Annotated in this window: 14 protein-coding genes; 8 read left to right on the plus strand and 6 right to left on the minus strand. The window is 30.2% G+C overall.

From position 1 onward, the window contains the following. Nucleotides 1-8: 8 nt before the first annotated feature. Genes A0083_RS03415 through murJ form a run of 3 tightly spaced genes read right to left on the minus strand, consistent with a single transcriptional unit; the run spans nucleotide 9 to nucleotide 4,601 of the window. Nucleotides 9-1,772 carry an ABC transporter ATP-binding protein gene (locus tag A0083_RS03415; RefSeq protein WP_197554530.1) on the minus strand — a complete coding sequence of 588 codons (1,764 nt, stop codon included), beginning with the start codon at nucleotides 1,770-1,772 and terminating at the stop codon, nucleotides 9-11. After that, complete coding sequence (gene cysS, locus A0083_RS03420) at nucleotides 1,765-3,147, minus strand: cysteine--tRNA ligase (RefSeq protein WP_039663372.1); 1,383 nt, start codon at nucleotides 3,145-3,147, stop codon at nucleotides 1,765-1,767. Before cysS ends, A0083_RS03415 begins: the two co-directional genes overlap by 8 nt. Then, entirely contained in the window at nucleotides 3,147-4,601 is a 1,455-nt protein-coding gene (gene murJ, locus A0083_RS03425) for a murein biosynthesis integral membrane protein MurJ (RefSeq protein ID WP_197554245.1), read from the minus strand. The genes cysS and murJ overlap by 1 nt, the downstream gene beginning before the upstream one ends. Nucleotides 4,602-4,722: 121 nt before the next feature. On the opposite strand from murJ, the gene A0083_RS03430 reads away from it, so the two are divergent. From A0083_RS03430 to A0083_RS03455, 6 genes are read left to right on the plus strand one after another with little or no spacing between them, the layout of a single operon-like run. Beyond that, nucleotides 4,723-6,591, plus strand: a complete 1,869-nt coding sequence (locus A0083_RS03430) for a flagellar assembly protein A (RefSeq protein ID WP_197554248.1) — start codon at nucleotides 4,723-4,725, stop codon at nucleotides 6,589-6,591. Next, nucleotides 6,575-7,126 (plus strand): Holliday junction branch migration protein RuvA, encoded by a 552-nt coding sequence (gene ruvA / locus A0083_RS03435; RefSeq protein ID WP_039663376.1) that lies wholly within the window; start codon nucleotides 6,575-6,577, stop codon nucleotides 7,124-7,126. Before A0083_RS03430 ends, ruvA begins: the two co-directional genes overlap by 17 nt. A 15-nt stretch (nucleotides 7,127-7,141) precedes the next feature. Further along, nucleotides 7,142-8,182: a D-alanine--D-alanine ligase gene (locus tag A0083_RS03440; RefSeq protein ID WP_197554252.1), complete on the plus strand. Its 1,041-nt coding sequence runs from the start codon at nucleotides 7,142-7,144 to the stop codon at nucleotides 8,180-8,182. A gap of 2 nt (nucleotides 8,183-8,184) precedes the next feature. Then, nucleotides 8,185-8,400, plus strand: coding sequence for a type II toxin-antitoxin system Phd/YefM family antitoxin (locus A0083_RS03445; protein ID WP_043019680.1), 216 nt, complete (start codon nucleotides 8,185-8,187; stop codon nucleotides 8,398-8,400). Between the two features lie 2 nt (nucleotides 8,401-8,402). Further along, nucleotides 8,403-9,143 (plus strand): alpha/beta fold hydrolase, encoded by a 741-nt coding sequence (locus A0083_RS03450; RefSeq protein ID WP_197554255.1) that lies wholly within the window; start codon nucleotides 8,403-8,405, stop codon nucleotides 9,141-9,143. Beyond that, nucleotides 9,140-10,540, plus strand: coding sequence for a Mur ligase family protein (locus A0083_RS03455; protein ID WP_197554258.1), 1,401 nt, complete (start codon nucleotides 9,140-9,142; stop codon nucleotides 10,538-10,540). Before A0083_RS03450 ends, A0083_RS03455 begins: the two co-directional genes overlap by 4 nt. A gap of 11 nt (nucleotides 10,541-10,551) precedes the next feature. On the opposite strand, the gene flgH is transcribed toward A0083_RS03455, so the two are convergent. Then, nucleotides 10,552-11,253 (minus strand): flagellar basal body L-ring protein FlgH, encoded by a 702-nt coding sequence (gene flgH, locus A0083_RS03460; RefSeq protein WP_039663388.1) that lies wholly within the window; start codon nucleotides 11,251-11,253, stop codon nucleotides 10,552-10,554. A gap of 85 nt (nucleotides 11,254-11,338) precedes the next feature. Between flgH and pta the strand changes: the two genes are divergently transcribed. Together pta and A0083_RS03470 are read left to right on the plus strand one after the other, a co-directional pair. Then, nucleotides 11,339-12,808 carry a phosphate acetyltransferase gene (pta, locus tag A0083_RS03465; protein WP_197554261.1) on the plus strand — a complete coding sequence of 490 codons (1,470 nt, stop codon included), beginning with the start codon at nucleotides 11,339-11,341 and terminating at the stop codon, nucleotides 12,806-12,808. Nucleotides 12,809-12,816: 8 nt separating this feature from the next. Continuing rightward, nucleotides 12,817-14,001: an acetate kinase gene (locus A0083_RS03470; protein WP_197554264.1), complete on the plus strand. Its 1,185-nt coding sequence runs from the start codon at nucleotides 12,817-12,819 to the stop codon at nucleotides 13,999-14,001. 28 nt (nucleotides 14,002-14,029) lie between these two features. Here the strand turns inward: A0083_RS03470 and A0083_RS03475 are convergent, their stop codons facing one another. Then, nucleotides 14,030-14,800: a MetQ/NlpA family ABC transporter substrate-binding protein gene (locus A0083_RS03475; RefSeq protein ID WP_197554267.1), complete on the minus strand. Its 771-nt coding sequence runs from the start codon at nucleotides 14,798-14,800 to the stop codon at nucleotides 14,030-14,032. A 71-nt stretch (nucleotides 14,801-14,871) separates the two neighbouring features. Continuing rightward, on the minus strand, nucleotides 14,872-16,077 hold the full coding sequence (locus A0083_RS03480) for a glycosyltransferase (RefSeq protein WP_197554270.1): 1,206 nt from the start codon (nucleotides 16,075-16,077) through the stop codon (nucleotides 14,872-14,874).

Below are 16,077 nucleotides of genomic sequence, written 5' to 3' on the forward strand. Positions count from 1 at the left end.
GATAATTTTTAGTTTTCATTTGCTTGAATTTGATCAGTTTTTTGTGCTTTTTGCTTTAGTTTTTGATAAATTTCACAATGTTGCATCAAATATGTATCGTTTCCAATAGAGGCGATTTTGCCTTTGTCTAGTACAGCGATTTTGTCCGCATTTTCTATTGTGCTAAGTCTGTGTGCGATGATGAGTATCAAACGATCTTTTTTTAGATTTTCTATTGTTCTTACAATGGCTTTTTCGCTTTCATTATCAAGTGCTGAAGTGGCTTCATCAAAAATTAAAATTTGAGGATTTTTATATAAAGCTCTTGCTATAGCAATACGCTGTTTTTGTCCACCTGAGAGATTTTTACCATGCTCTTTTAATTCAGTATGTATACCTCCAAGTTCTTGAACAAAATCATACGCATTGGCTTGTTTTAAAACTTCTATCACGCGTGCTTCGTCATACTCTTTAGCATAAGCAATGTTTTGAGCAATAGTATCGTTAAATATGTAAATATTTTGAGTCACCAAAGAAATATTTTCTCTTAAACTTGTAATATCAAAAGAACTAATATCTTTTTGGTTGATTAAAATTTCACCACTATTTTTTTCAAAAAAATACATTAAAAGATTAATGATGGAGGATTTCCCGCCACCACTTGAGCCTACTAGGGCTAAAATTTCTCCTCTATTAAAAGAAAAACTTACATCATTTAAGACCATTTTATTTTCATGGTAACTCAAAGAGACATTTTTAAAGCAAATGTTTTGGATATTTTCTGTAAGTTTTTCATCGCCACCTTTAATTTGTGGTTCTAAATCAGTTAAATAAAAAGTTCTTTCGCTTGCTGCTACTGCATTTTGTAATCTTGTATAAAGTGAAGAAAGTCTTTTAATGGGAGTATAAGCCATAAACAAAGCTGTGGTAAAGCTAAAAAAAGACCCTATACTTAAACTCCCATCAATTACTTCTTTACCACCTACTATAATCACCACTGCAAATCCGATTGAACCTATAGATTCCATTAAAGGGCTACTTAAAGCTTCTATTCTGATGCCTTTTAAGGAAAGCTTGCAAACTTCACTATTGGTTTGGCTGAATTTTTGCATTTCATTTTTGCTTGCATTGGAAGCTTTAATCAGTTCTATATTAGAAAAGATTTCACTTAATCTTGAAGTGAGATCAGAATTTTTTTCTTGAGTATTGCGTCCTATTTTTTTAATCTTTTTTGCAAAAAGAACAAGAGGATAAATCGCTAAAGGTAGGATAACTAAAGCAAAAAAAGCAAGTTTTGGACTTTGGTAAATCACCACACTTAAAAGCCCAATAGCAGTTAAACCTTCTCTTAAAATTTCAGGTATTATGGTAGAAACTATATTTTGCAAAGCACCAATATCAGAAGTACATCTGCTGATTAACTCTCCGCTTCTGTATTTATGGAAAAAACCCATATCTAAACGTAAGAGATTCCCAAGAACTAATTCTCTTAATCTTCTTAAAATATCTGTTCCAACATAAGAAATATAATAAACTTGCATATAGGCACCAAGGTTTTTTAATACATAAATTAAAATCACCAATAAAGGCATATAATAAAGCAATTCCACATTTTTTTCAATAAAAATTTTATTTAAAATCGGCTCTATAATGTAAGCACTAGCAGCTGTACCACCGCTAGTTAAAAGCATGCCTATAATAGCTAAAGCAAAGTAAAACCAATAATCTTTATAGTAAGGCTTAAAGCGGTTAAAAACCTCTTTAAGTTTCATTTCTTTGTAGTTTTTATCCATTTTTCTCCCATATAACCCCATTTGGTGTATCCATTAAAAGAATATTTTCTTTAGCTAGATCATTGCGAATTTGATCTGCTAGAGCATAGTTTTTTTCTTGTTTTGCTTGGTTACGTAAAGTGATTTTTTCTTCTATTTCTTGACATTTTTCTTGACTGATGCCAAATTGAAAATATTTTATAGTATCGACAAAACCTAGACCAAAAATAAATGCAAGTTCTTTGAGAATTTTTTCTAATTGTGTTTTGTAGGTTTTGTCTTTAGGGTTTTGATCTAGATAGATATTGCTTTCATTGATAAACTCATCAAGCAAGGCTAATGCTTTAGAGATGTTTAAATCATCATTTAAAACATCTAAAATATGTTTAGCTATCTCGCTTTCTATGCTGATTATTTCATCTTTAAAAGCATTTAAATTTAAGCGTTTTTTTAAACGATAAAATTTATCTAATCTCTTTTTTGCAGCTTGTAAGTCTTCTAAGGCATAATTAAAATGTGCTCTATAATGTACGCTTAAAAGATAAAACCTCAATACTTCACCACTAAAAAGTTTCAAAGAATCTTTTAGGAAAAAGCTATTTCCTAAGCTTTTGCTCATTTTTTCACCATTAATTTGCACAAAGCCATTGTGTAGCCAAAAGTTAGCTAATTCATAATCATTTTTGCAGCGACATTGACAAGCTTCATTCTCATGATGAGGAAAGAGTAGATCAATACCTCCTGCGTGAATGTCAAGCTTGTCTTTAAAAATACTTTCTATCATTACAACACATTCAGTATGCCAGCCCGGTCTTCCTTTGCCAAAGCTTGCAGGGTAAAAATTCTCATCAAATTTCCATAAAACAAAATCACTATCGTTTTTTTTATTTACACTTTCTTCTAGGCGTGATTGGGTATCTTCTAAATTTCTTTTAGAAAGATGAAAGTATTTTTCATCTTTGCTTGTGTCAAAATAAATTCCATCATCGAGTTGATAGGCTAGGTTTAGTTTTAAAAGCTTTTCTATGTAAGCAATCATTTCTTGAATATAATTTGTTGCTTTTGGTTTAAAATCAGGCTCTAGTATATTAAGCGCTTGCATATCCTCTTCATATCTTTTAATATAAAAGCTAGTGATATCTTCTAAGCTTTGCTTGCTTTCATGCATTTTTTTTAAAATTTTATCATCAATATCAGTGTAATTTCTTGCAAACGTTACCTTGTAGTTATTAGCTAATAAAACTCTTCTTAAAAGATCAAAGCACACACTACTTCTTGCGTGTCCTAAATGCGCATCATCGTATACAGTAGGGCCACAAAGGTAAATATTTGCTTGATTTGCTACATGAGGAGTAAATTTAATTTTTTTCTTTAAAACGCTATCAAATAATACCATTAAAACAAACCTTTAACAAAATGATAAATATGAATTAAAAATTGTATTAAAATATCTTTAATTTCAAATAAGCCTAAGGCAAATAAGCTTAAAAAAACTACACTAATTAGCCAAAATTTAATTCTAATAATACTCCATAGGTTTTTAAAGCCAAATTCTTTAACATTAGCATATAATAAATAAAAAGCACTAATAGATGAAGCTAGCGCAATACCTAGGCTTTTGTAAGCTTCTTCTTCGATAAGTAAGATGATTACTATGCTAAAAAATGCTGAAATAAAAAGTGTTTTAAAAGCGATTATGGCGGCTATTTTTTGTTTAAATTTAGCATAAAGCCACAATGAAAATAATTTTTGTAGACCAAAAGGTAAAAGTCCCAAAAGATAAGCTTGTAATAAAAATGCAGTGATTTTCGTGTCTTCTTGGTTGAAATTTCCTCTTTGGAATAAAAACTCAACAATCTCCTTTGCTAAAACAATCCCTACTATACTAGCTAAAATTAAAAGCGCGCTTAAATATTCAAAGGCTTTTTGCATAAAAGCTAAGGCTTTTTGTTCTTCATTTGCTTTTAAATGTCTTAGTATTTTTGGAAAACTTACTTGACTTAGGGCGATTGCAAAAAGTGCTAGAGGAAGCTGAAAAACCCTATTAGAATAATATAAATAGGAAATACTACCAGCCATTAAAAAGCTCGCGATGGTAGTATCTAGTAAAGAGCTGATTTGATTAGCTGAAGAGCCTAAAAGTCCATGGGTAAATGTGGAGTGAAATTGATCTAATTTTGCCTTAGCTTTTTTTAGTTTGATACTTAAATACATGCTTTTTAAAATTTTAGTATTTTTTAGAGCAAAAATATGCCATATAAGCTGAGCCAAACCACTTAAAACAGTCGCATATGAAAAATAATACAAGGCTTCTAGTGGTTGATCTTGGCTAACAAAAAATCCCGCAATCACAACAAAAAGATTAAAAAAAGAAGCAGAAAAAGATGTAATGAAAAAATTTTGTTTATAATTTAGTAAAGAGCCTAAAAAGGTAACCAAAAAGATAAAAAATAAATACCAAAAATTAATAGAAACCAAAGGAGCGGCTAAAATAATTGTTTCTTTGTTAAAACCAAAAGCAAAAATCTTTGTAAAAAATTCAGCAAAAAAACTTACTAACACACAGGTTAAAAAGACAATTATGCTAAATTGCAATAATACATTTAAACAAAAGGCACCTTTTTTACTTGCTTTAATAAAGCTAGGCAAAAATGCTTGCCCAAAAGCTCCTTCGGCAAAAATTCTTCTAAAAAATGCAGGCATTTTTAAGGCCACAAAGAAAATATCGCTATAAATTCCAGCTCCTAAGTATAAAGCTAAAACAATATCTCTTAAAACTCCCATTATTCTAGAAAATAAAATTCCCAAAGCATTAATGATAAAATTTTTAAAAATAATATTTTTTTTCATGTGATTTCATTCTTTTTATATTAGTTTGAATATTATAAAATTTTTAATAATAATTTTAACGAAATTTTGATTTTATTTTTGCTAAAATCAAAATTTTATATACAATAAGGAAGCTTAGGATATGGAAGAAAAGAAAATTTTATACACTAAAGATCCCTATAAAGAGCTTTTGGTATTTGCTTCTGAAAATCAATGCGAGGTAGAAGAGTTAGATTTTAGATTATTGAGTTTTAACACTTCTTATACCTATGATAATCAAGAATGGATAAAGGCAAATGAAAAGGAATTAAAAATTTTTGAAGAAGATGAGAAGTTTTTAATTCAAAATTTAAATATCAAACAAGAATATAAAATCGAGATTTTTTTTAAAAAAATGGCTCATCTTCAAGAATTTGATATTAGCTTGCAAACAAATGAATTTTGTACTTTATTAAAAGCAAATGTTAAACCTAAAGATAGTATTGCATTTTATGATAAATTAGCTTTGGAGCTTTTAGAAGCCATATATAAAGCGATGATTAAAGAGAAATTTTTACTAGGCTTTAGAAATTTTGATTTTAAAAAACAAATTATAGATTTTAACGCTAAGGTCAAAGAAAAGCAAAAATTTGATTTTGAAGTTGAATTTGAAGTAAGCAAAGGGCTTGACCCTCAAGAACCTACTAATGAAGAGATTAAATTTCATTATTTGGATAAATTAAAAAAACACAATGACGTGATGAATAGAAATTATGTAGCGCCTATAGGAAAAGATGAGGTGGCTATTGAAAAGATAAAACCCAAAGAGGGGAGTGATGGTAAGGATTTAAGATTTAAAATTTTAAAAGCACTTCCACCTAAATCTAACAAAGACAAGGTAATTTGTTCAGACAAATTTGAAATCAAAGAAGATGATGAGAGTGTGAAATACATTGCCAAAAAAGATGGTTTTATTATACAAAGAAAGTCTATTTATGAAATAGAAAATTATTTGGAATTTAATAAGGTTGATTTTAAAAGTACAGGATCTATTTGGGCGGGTTTTGATAAACAAGTAATTATTGTGATAAAAAACACAAATACCTTAGAAGATGCTATAGGACCTAGGATCACTGTTGAAGCACAGGAATTGGAAGTTGTGGGTAATATGGCTCAAGATTCTGTTTTAAGAGGTAAAAAAGTAATCCTTAAAGGTAACATGCATCACAAAAGCACCATTATAGGACAAAAGGTTGATGTAAACATTTTAAGGGGTTATTGCCAAGCACAAGAATTAAACGTTGAAACTTTAGAAAATGGAGTAATTAGAGCTAAAAAAGTAAATATTAAAAAAGCAGTTGGTGGCGAGATTATTGCTGATGAGGTTTATATACAAGAGCTTGTGGGTAATTGTATTTGTAGTGCTAAAAGTTTGATACATATTGAAAAAATTCAAGGTAGTGGAAATAAGCTTATGATCCAAGATCTTAAAGCTTTTGGAGAAGAAAAAAGTGGCGAGGAAATTTTGGTTCATATTGATGAGTTACAAAAAGAACAAGAAAATGTAGCTAAAGAAATAGAAGATGTTAAGCATACTATTCAAGTAAGTAAAGACTCTGTGCGAATTTTGCAACAAAAAGCCAAAGAATTATTAAGTGCAAAAAGAGCTGTGCCGCAAGCTTATAAAGCCACTATTAAAGATTTTAATCAAAAAGTTGAAAGCTTAAGTATTTTAAGTAATAAAATAGAGACATTAAAAGAAGAAGAAAAAGCAAGCGTTGAAAAGTTAAAGCAAATTCAAGAAGAGCTTTTAAAATCAAAAATCATTAATAAAAGTGGAAAATGGTTGGATTTAAATGAGGTTAAATTTCACTTACTCAATCCTAGAAAAGAGTTAAGTTATCACCCAAATAACGAAGAAAGAATTCAATGCTTTACACTTGAAAAAGTTGAAACCGAAGAAGGCGTGAGTGCTTATGAAATTCAGTCTATAAGTAACTATAAGGAAAAGGTAGATGATAGTAGCAATTGAAGGTGTTGTAAGTAAAAAAGAACCTACTTTTATAGTATTAAAAACTGCTAATGGTGTAAGTTATGGTGTTTATGTATCATTATTTTGCTCAAGTGGTATTGAAGTAAATCAAAAGATAGAATTATCTATCACACAAATTATAAAAGAAGATTCGCATAAATTGTATGGTTTTTTAGATATTAATGAACAAAAAATGTTTGAATTGTTGATTAAAATCAGCGGTATAGGGGCAACGACTGCTATGGCACTTTGCTCAAGCTTAGATACCAATACCTTTTACGCAGCTTTGCAAAATGGCGATGAAAGTGTGTTTAAAAAAGTTCCTGGTATTGGTCCAAAAAGCGCAAAGAGAATTATCGCTGAGTTAAGCGATGCTAAAATTCATATAGAAAATTCTAATCAAGATCAAGCGCAAGCTTTAGCAGCGTTGCTTTCGTTAGGGTTTAAACAAGAAAACATATTAAAAGTTTTACGAACTTGTGAAAGTAAAAATACTAGCGAATTAATCAAAGAAGCTTTAAAGAAACTAGGATAATAAAAAGGAAAAATAATGACATATGGTGTGATTTTTGGTGCAAATTCTTATGAGCATGAAATTAGTATTGTAAGTGCGGTGGTGCTAAAAAAAGTACTTAAGGCTCCAAAGCAATTTATATTTTGTGATAAAAATAAGGAATTTTTTCTAATAGATGATGAAAAAATGAATGCAAAAACTTTTAGCAGTGGTGCTTATAAAAAAGAAAAAGCTTTGGTATTAAAGCAAGGTGGGTTTTTTTACAAAACAATGCTAGGTGAAAAAAAAATAGAAATAGATGTGGCGATTAATATCGTACATGGCAAAGATGGCGAAGATGGTAAAATAGCTGCCTTGCTTGATTTTTATGGTGTAAAATACATTGGACCGCGTTTAGAAGCTAGTGTTTTATCGTTTAACAAAATCTTAACTAAACTTTATGCCCAAAGTGTAGGAGTAAAAACACTAGATTATACGGTATTTAATTTGCATCAAGAGCAAGATGTCACTTTAGAATTTCCTTGTATTTTAAAACCTGCAAGATTGGGTAGTAGTATAGGTATTAGTGTTGTAAAAGATGAGGAAGATTTTAAGTATGCTAAAGATGTTGCTTTTGAATTTGATGAGGATATTGTGGTAGAAAAATTTGTGAGTAATATCAAAGAATACAATCTTGCAGGTTGTATGATAGATAATAAAATGGAATTTTCTATCATAGAAGAACCTAGAAAAAATGAAATCTTAGATTTTGAGCAAAAGTACTTAGGTTTTTCAGAAAGTTCTAAAGTAGGCGAGGCTGATATTAGTGAAGAATTAAAACAAAAGCTAAAAGATAATTTTATGAAAATTTACAATCCTTTATTTAAAGGAGCTTTGATACGTTGTGATTTTTTTGTGATAGATGATGAGGTTTATTTAAATGAGATTAATCCAAACCCAGGATCTTTAGCAAATTATTTGTTTGAAGATTTTACTAGCGTGATTAATAATTTGGCTGAAAATATAGAACTAGAAAGACAAATAAAAATTGATTATGCTTTTATTCATAGTATTAATGGGCAAAAAGGTAAGCTATAATCATGGCGACTTTTAGCAAAGATGAAATTTATACTGCTACTGAAGTGGTAAGAAATTTCAGCACTATGCTTGAAAAAACAAAAAAGAGTGAAAATGGTAGACTTGTGATCGTAAAAAACAATAAATTTGAAGCAGTGCTTTTGAGTTTTGAAGAATATGAGCGTTTAAACGAGGCTGTTGCACTTTTAGAGAAGATTTATAAGGATAAAAAAGGCTAGAAATGGCAAAAACTAGAGTATATTCAAATGGATATTTTTATAATTTAAGTTATGAATTAATCAATCCAAAATGTGAAAAAACGATTCTTATTTTACATGGTTGGGGTGCTAATAAAGAGCTTATGAAACAAGCTTTTGAAAAGCCTTTGAAAAATTTTAAGCAAATTTATTTAGACTTACCTGGATTTGGTAATTCAAACATAGAAGCACCGATGGACTCATATGCTTATGCAAAAGTTGTTGAAGATTTTTTAATCACTATTGATCACAAAGTAGATTATTTAATGGGGCATTCTTTTGGGGGTAAAATTGCGACTATTATGTGTCAAAATGTCCAGTATCAAGGTTTAATCTTGCTTTCAAGCGCAGGTGTGGTTTTACCAAAGAGTTTTAAGGTGCGTTTTAAGATAGCACTGTTTAAGATCTTAAAAAATCTTCCTTATGGGGATTTTTGGAGAAAGTTTTTTATAAGCAAAGACGCTCAAGGTATGAGTGAGGTGATGTATGAAACTTTTAAAAAAGTTGTGAATGAAAATTTAGAAAATGAATTTCAAAAAATCAAAAATCCCATTTTGATTTTTTGGGGCAATGAAGACAAAGCTACACCTTTAAAAAGTGGCGCGATTATACACTCTTTAGCACAAAAAGGAAAATTTTTTGCATTAGAGGGAGATCATTTTTTCTTTTTGCAACATGCAAATTTTATAAGTGAAAAAATACACGAGGAATTTCTAAAACAATGATTAACATGCTAGCGTTTTTGTGTTTAAATTTTTTGCTCGGTTTTTATTTGATTTTGGCATTGCAGTGGTATTCTTATAAGTTTTCACGCATTATATTGCACTATGCTAAGCCTTGGTGGCATTTGTATTTTGCGATCATTCCATATTTTGCATTTGTTTATTTTTTGTATAGTGGAAATTTTTATCCTTATTTTGTTGTTTTGGCTTTAGCTTTAGTTTATGGTGGGTTTTTATATAAAAATTTAGATAAAAAACTTGTTTTTACTGCTAGAGTGAAGCGATATTTTATTTTTTTAATATTGTTGACTTTGGCATTTATGCCCTTTTTTTATACAGGTTTAGAAGCTTTAACTGGAGCTTTTTTGCTAAGTTTGATAGTAGAGAAAATAAATCAAAAGTATTTTATAAAACAAGCTGCTAGAAAAATTCAAGATAATTCAAAATTAAAAATTATCCTGATTACTGCAAGTTTTGGGAAAACAAGCATTAAAAATTTCTTATATGATCTTTTAAAAGATGAATTTAAGTGTTATAAAACCCCAAGAAGTGTTAATACATTCATGGGCATAGTTAAAGATATCAATGAAAATTTACAAAATGATACGCAAATTTATATCGTGGAAGCTGGTGCACGTGAAAAAAACGACATCTTGGAGATTACAGAATTTTTAAATCCTCAAATTTGTATAGTGGGTGAAATAGGTTTGGCTCACTTGGAGTATTTTAAAAGCCAGGATAATATCCGAAAGGCAAAATTGCAGGCGTTAAAATCTAAGCGTCTAGAAAAATACTTTTTACATTCAAGTACTTTATATGAAAATGAATTTTATGATATGTGTTTAAGCGATGTTTGTGCAAGCTTGGAGGGTTTAGACTTTAAAGTTAGATTAGATGGCAAAATTTATCCTTTTCATGCTGATTTGTTAGGCGCTTTTAATGCTTATAATATTAGCGTGGGGATATTGCTTGCACATTATTTAAATGTAAATATTGAAAAAATTACTCAAAGCGTGTCTAAATTAAAGGCTGTGGAGCATCGATTACAAGTAATTTCTAGAGAACCAAAATTTATCATTGATGATGGGTTTAATGGGAATTTTAAAGGTATGAGTCAAAGCTATGAGCTTTGTAAAAGCTATAAGGGAAGAAGAGTTTTGGTGACTCCTGGTATTGTTGAAGTAAATGAAGAAGAAAATATAAAACTATGTAAAATCATCAACGAATGCTTTGATTTTGTTATTATTACTTCGCAGGTTAATAGTGCGATCTTGCAAAAATATATCAGTGTGGAAATTTTTGTTTTAAAAGAAAAAGCTCAACTTGTAGAAGCTTTAGCGCGATTGACTCATAATGGAGATTTGATTTTGTTTTCTAATGATGCGCCAAGTTTTATGTAGATCCATTTGGCTTAAAAAGGCCAAATGGTTTCCATGAATTTTGTCCCCCAAGGCTTACGTGTAGACTTATCAATATCGCCTTCTGTTTTATAAAGAATTTTTGCATCTGCTATATATTTACTGTCTATCATATTATCTTGGGAAATATCATAAGGTCTTATTACCCCGCTTAGTTGAATGATTTGTTTTTCACCATTGATCAAAAGTTCTCTACTTCCTTCGATGAAATAATTTCCATTAGATAAAACTTTAATTACTCTAGCAGAAATGGTGGTTTGGAAATTTTCACTTCTAGTTTGAGAACCTGTTCCTTGATACTGTGAAGTACTTGATGAAGTGTAACCTATGTTAGTATAGTCATTTACAAAATCTCTAACTTTGCTAAGTCCAGCACCAGTAGTGATTTGTCCGCCACCTAAATTGACATTATTGTTTTTACTTGTAGCTTTAGATCCTTGCGAGTTTTGTGTGGCGTTTTCTCTAATAACTACTGTCACTAAATCATTTACATTCATAGCTTTTTTATCTGAAAATAAAGGATTATCACCTTTGCCAAACAAAGATCCAGGATTGCTTTGAGTGTTGTTATTTTGTTTAGGAGCTAGTTCTTCTACATAAGTTGGGGGCTTCATATTGATATGTGGGTCAACTGTAGCACTACAACCAAACATTACAAAAGGTAACAAGTAAAAATTAACATTTTTAAATTTCATGGCTTTATAACCTTATATTATTGTGATGAATTTTAAAATTATTATATTACAAAAAAACAATTAATTTGTTAAAAAAGAGGAAAAAATGAAATCCATGTTTTTATTAGATTGTACTGATATGCATTTTTTGCAGCAGTGCTTGGAGAGAGTGCAGGGTCAAATAGTTTTTTACTTTCCTGTTTTTAGTGAAAAAAACAAAGAAAAGATTGCATTATTTAGTGCAGAGAAAAAGCTGAGGGTAGATTTTTCTTATAGCTTTGAAAAAAATGATTATCAAGCCAAAATAACTCAAAATTCTAATGATTTTTTCAAAAAAATTATTGAAGATTTTGAAGCAATAAAAAAAGAAAATGATTTTATTGTAGTGCTTGGTGTTGATGATTTTGGTTTAATGGGAGATTTAAATTTAAATATCAGTTTGGCTAAAGAGCTAAATACTCCAGTGTATGCAAAATGCCAAGATAAAAACTATACTATGTTGAATTTTTTATTAAGCCAAAAACTAAATCAATATGTTTTATTAAAAGAAAATGAGACATTTGATCAAGAATTGTTACAAGAATACAATTATAAAACCCAAGCAAGATTTTCATATGAGCTTTTTGAAAAAGCTAAGGCAGATAAAAAAATAGTGGTTTTGCCTGAAAGTTTTGATGAGAGAGTTTTAAAGGCAAGTGAGTTTTTGATACAAAATGAAATTGTTGATTTGATATTGCTAGGTGATAGCAATGAAATTTGTGCTAAAGCAAATAGTTTAAATATCAACATAGATGGTGTGCGCATTATAAATCCTAAAAATTCTCAGTATAATGAAGAATTTGAAGAACTTTTGTATGAAGCAAGAAAAAACAAGGGAATGAGCAAAGAAGAAGCTAAAAAGCTTGTGCAAGATAAAACCTACTTTGCAACTATGCTTGTACATACGCAAAAAGCACATGCTATGGTAAGTGGTGCAAGTACAACTACTGCTGAAACGATTCGTCCTGCTTTGCAAATTATCAAAACAAAGCCTGATGTGAGTTTGGTTTCTGGTATGTTTTTTATGTCTTTAGAAGATAAGGTATTGGTTTTTGCTGATTGTGCTGTTATGCCAAATCCAACTCCTGCGCAACTTGCTGAGATTGCTTATGTGAGTGCAAATAGTGCAAAGTCTTTTGGACTTGATCCTAAGGTAGCTTTGCTTTCGTATTCTAGCGGAGATAGCGGAAGCGGAGCTAGTGTAGATGCGATCAAAGAAGCTACTAAAATAGCTAGAGAAAAATACCCGCAACTTGAAGTAGAAGGACCTATACAATTTGACGCTGCTTATGATATACTCACAGCAAAAAGTAAAATGCCAAATTCTAAAGTTGCAGGAAGGGCAAATGTATATGTGTTTCCTGATTTGAATGCAGCAAATATTTGCTATAAAGCTGTTCAAAGAACTGCTAATTCTTTGGCGATTGGTCCTATTTTGCAAGGACTTAAAAAACCAATCAACGATTTAAGTAGAGGTTGTTTGGTGGAAGATATTATTAATACTGTGATTTTAAGTGCTATTCAAGCGCAAGAATAAGGAGAAAAATGAAAATATTAGTTTTAAATTCAGGTTCATCATCAATTAAATTTAAGCTTTTTGAAAAAGATGAAGCCCTAGCATCTGGTTTGGTGGAAAAAATAGGCGAGCAAAGCTCTAAAATAGAATTAAAAGATTTAAAAAATGGTCAAAAATATCAAAAAGAATTAGCAATTAAAGATCATGAGCAAGGTATTGAGCTTGTAAATGAGTTGTTTGCGCAAAGTGGAATTTTAAATGATTTAAATGAACTTGATGGGTGTGGTCATAGGATAGTGCATGGGGGGCCAAATTTAACCAAGCACTGTTTGGTAGATGATGAAATTTTAAAAGAAATTGACAGGGTTTCTCATATAGCACCTTTACATAACCCTGCACATTTAATTGGTATAAAAACTATGATCAAAGCAGCTCCAAAGGTTCCAAATGTAACTGTTTTTGACACAGCATTTCATCAAAGCATGCCTGATTATGCTTATATGTATGCTTTGCCATATGAGCTTTATGAAAAACACCAAGTGAGAAAATATGGTTTTCATGGTACTTCTCATTCTTATGTAAGTAAACAAGCAGCACACATACTTGGAAAGGATATTAATGAATTTAACGCAATAAGTGCGCATTTAGGTAATGGAGCAAGTGTTTGTGCTGTAGAAAATGGTAAGTGTGTGGATACTTCTATGGGTTTTACTCCGCTAGAAGGTTTGATTATGGGAACTAGATGTGGAGATATTGATCCTGCTGTGTTGTCGTTTTTAGCTAAAGAATTAAATTTAAATTCTACACAATTAGACACGATGATGAATAAAAAAAGTGGTGTTTATGGAATTTGTGGCTTTAATGATTTTAGAGATATTGAAGCACAAATTGAACAAAATAACGACAAAGCAAGACTTGCTCTTGATATGTTTTGCTATCGCTTGAGCAAATATATTGGTTCTTATTTTGCAATTTTACCAAGGATAGATGCGTTGATTTTTACTGCGGGTATTGGTGAGAATGATTGCATTGTGAGAGAAAAAGTTTGTCAAAGATTGGCACATTTAGGATTTGATATAGATTTAGATAAGAATGCACAACTTAGAAATGGTGAGATCAGTAAAAAAGATTCTAAGATTAAAATTTTAATTGTTCCAACCGAAGAAGAATTAGAAATTGCTAAAATCACTACTGATTTAATTCAAAGCAAATAACCTTGAGTTTTAAAACTCAAGGTTTGTTTTAAAATGCAGGAATTACCGCACCTTGGTATTTTTCATTGATAAAATCTTTTACCTTTTGACTTTGTAAAGCTTTAACCAAGGCTTTGATTTTTGGATTATCTTTATTGTCTTCAGTTGTTACTAGAATATTTGCATAAGGACTATCTTTGCTTTCAATTAAAATAGAATCCTTCACTGGGTTTAAGTTTGCAGATAAAGCATAGTTAGAGTTGATCACTGCAAAATCTACATCATTTAAAGCTCTTGGAAGTTGGGCTGCTTTTAATTCTTTAAATTTGATATTTTTTGGATTATCTTTAATATCAAGCGGGGTTTTTAATGCTACATCTTCAAAGCTTACTAGTTTGGTACTTGCGATAATATCCAAAGCTCTACTTTCATTAGTTGGATCATTTGGAACAGCTATGGTAGCATTTTGTGGAAGCTCTTGAATATTTTTGTATTTTTTTGAGTATAGAGCCATAGGTTCGATATGAATTTTTGCTACGCTTACAAGTTTGGTTCCTTTGTTGGCATTAAATTCATCTAAATAAGGTTGGTGCTGGAAGAAATTTGCATCTAGTTCTTTGCTATCTGTGCTAAGATTTGGTAAAACATAATCACTAAATTCTTTGATTTTTAAAGTATAACCTTCTTTTTTTAATAATTCTTTGGTTTGCTCTAAAATTTCAGCATGCGGAACAGGTGTTGCACCTACTGTGATGACTTCATTGGCAAATAAACTTGCTCCTAAGATGGTACTTGCTGCAAGAATTTTAAACAGCTTCATTTGAAACTCCTTTTGTATGGTTTTAAAATGCTTGATTATATTGTAAAAATATTAATAAGATAAGAAAAGTTTTATTTTATTTTATTTTTATATTCATTTGTAAGATGTTTAAGTTCTTTTATAAAATGTATATAACCACCTTTATGCCAATTTTTTTGCGCATGAATGAGTGCTTGTCCTATCTTATAAGAATAGGTATTTTTAACTTTAACCCCTTCGCTGTGATAATCATCATAGCTTTGCAAAGGTGGGAGTTTTAAATAAGGTTTTGTTTGAAGATCTTTTTGAAACCGTCTTGCTAGTTTTTTGTGTTGTATATAAATTTTTAATAAATTAAAAGGCAGTAAAGGAAGTCTCTTTTTGTTTTTAGCGCATTCTATAAAAGCATAGCCTAGTTTATATGAGAGATGGTATTTTGTGCGTTGTGTTGATTGTTTGTTATCTTTAAAGAAAGAGCCTATATAAGGACTACCACCTAGATTAATCCATTGCTCGTAGTATTCTTGCCATTTAGGCCATGTTTGATTGCAAAATTTGCTATTCCAAAATCGACTATTGGTGCCACAAGCATGGACAATAGAGGCATTTTGCATTAAATTGGTAAGATAATGAGTGCTTCCTGTGTATTTGTCTTTGAAATCTTTAACTTTGAAATGATATTTTAAAACCATAAGAGTAAAAATACCCTGATCTTGCCAGTTTTTTGTGTGTTGTGATAGTTGGTTATAAATGAATTGATAGCATTGTAGAGGATTAGATATATGATCGGTAAAGACTAAAATTCCTGTTTGATAAACTCGTTCCTTAGGGTATTCTTTTTCTAAGGGCAGGGCTGTTTGGAGTAAAGTTTTACCTAATCTTGCGCCAAAGTGGTATTTTTTATTTTGTAATTTTTTTAACTCATGAATACTTTTTAATAATAAAACATCAAAATCAAGATAAATAATGCTTTTGCATTCGTGTAAGAATTTAAAGGCTTCAAATCTAGCAAAAGCCATATGAGTCCATCTTTTTAGAAAAAATAAATTAGCAGCGTCTTTTTGGTTTTTTCCAAGCGAATGTAAAAACTCTTCTTGAGTAAAAGAGATAAAGTGTATGTTTTTGCCTTGAGTTATTTTGCGCATAATGTTTTGATCTTCTAGGCTAAAACCATCATGTAGGATGTAAAATACATCTACATGTTGTTTCATCACATCCATAATGTTAATAAGCAAAGTCCCTATGGTAAAGCTTGAATTTTTAGTCGCTGCTAACAAGATACCTAATTCGTATTTCAT

Source organism: Campylobacter sp. 2014D-0216, assembly GCF_014931215.1.
Classification (GTDB): domain Bacteria; phylum Campylobacterota; class Campylobacteria; order Campylobacterales; family Campylobacteraceae; genus Campylobacter_D.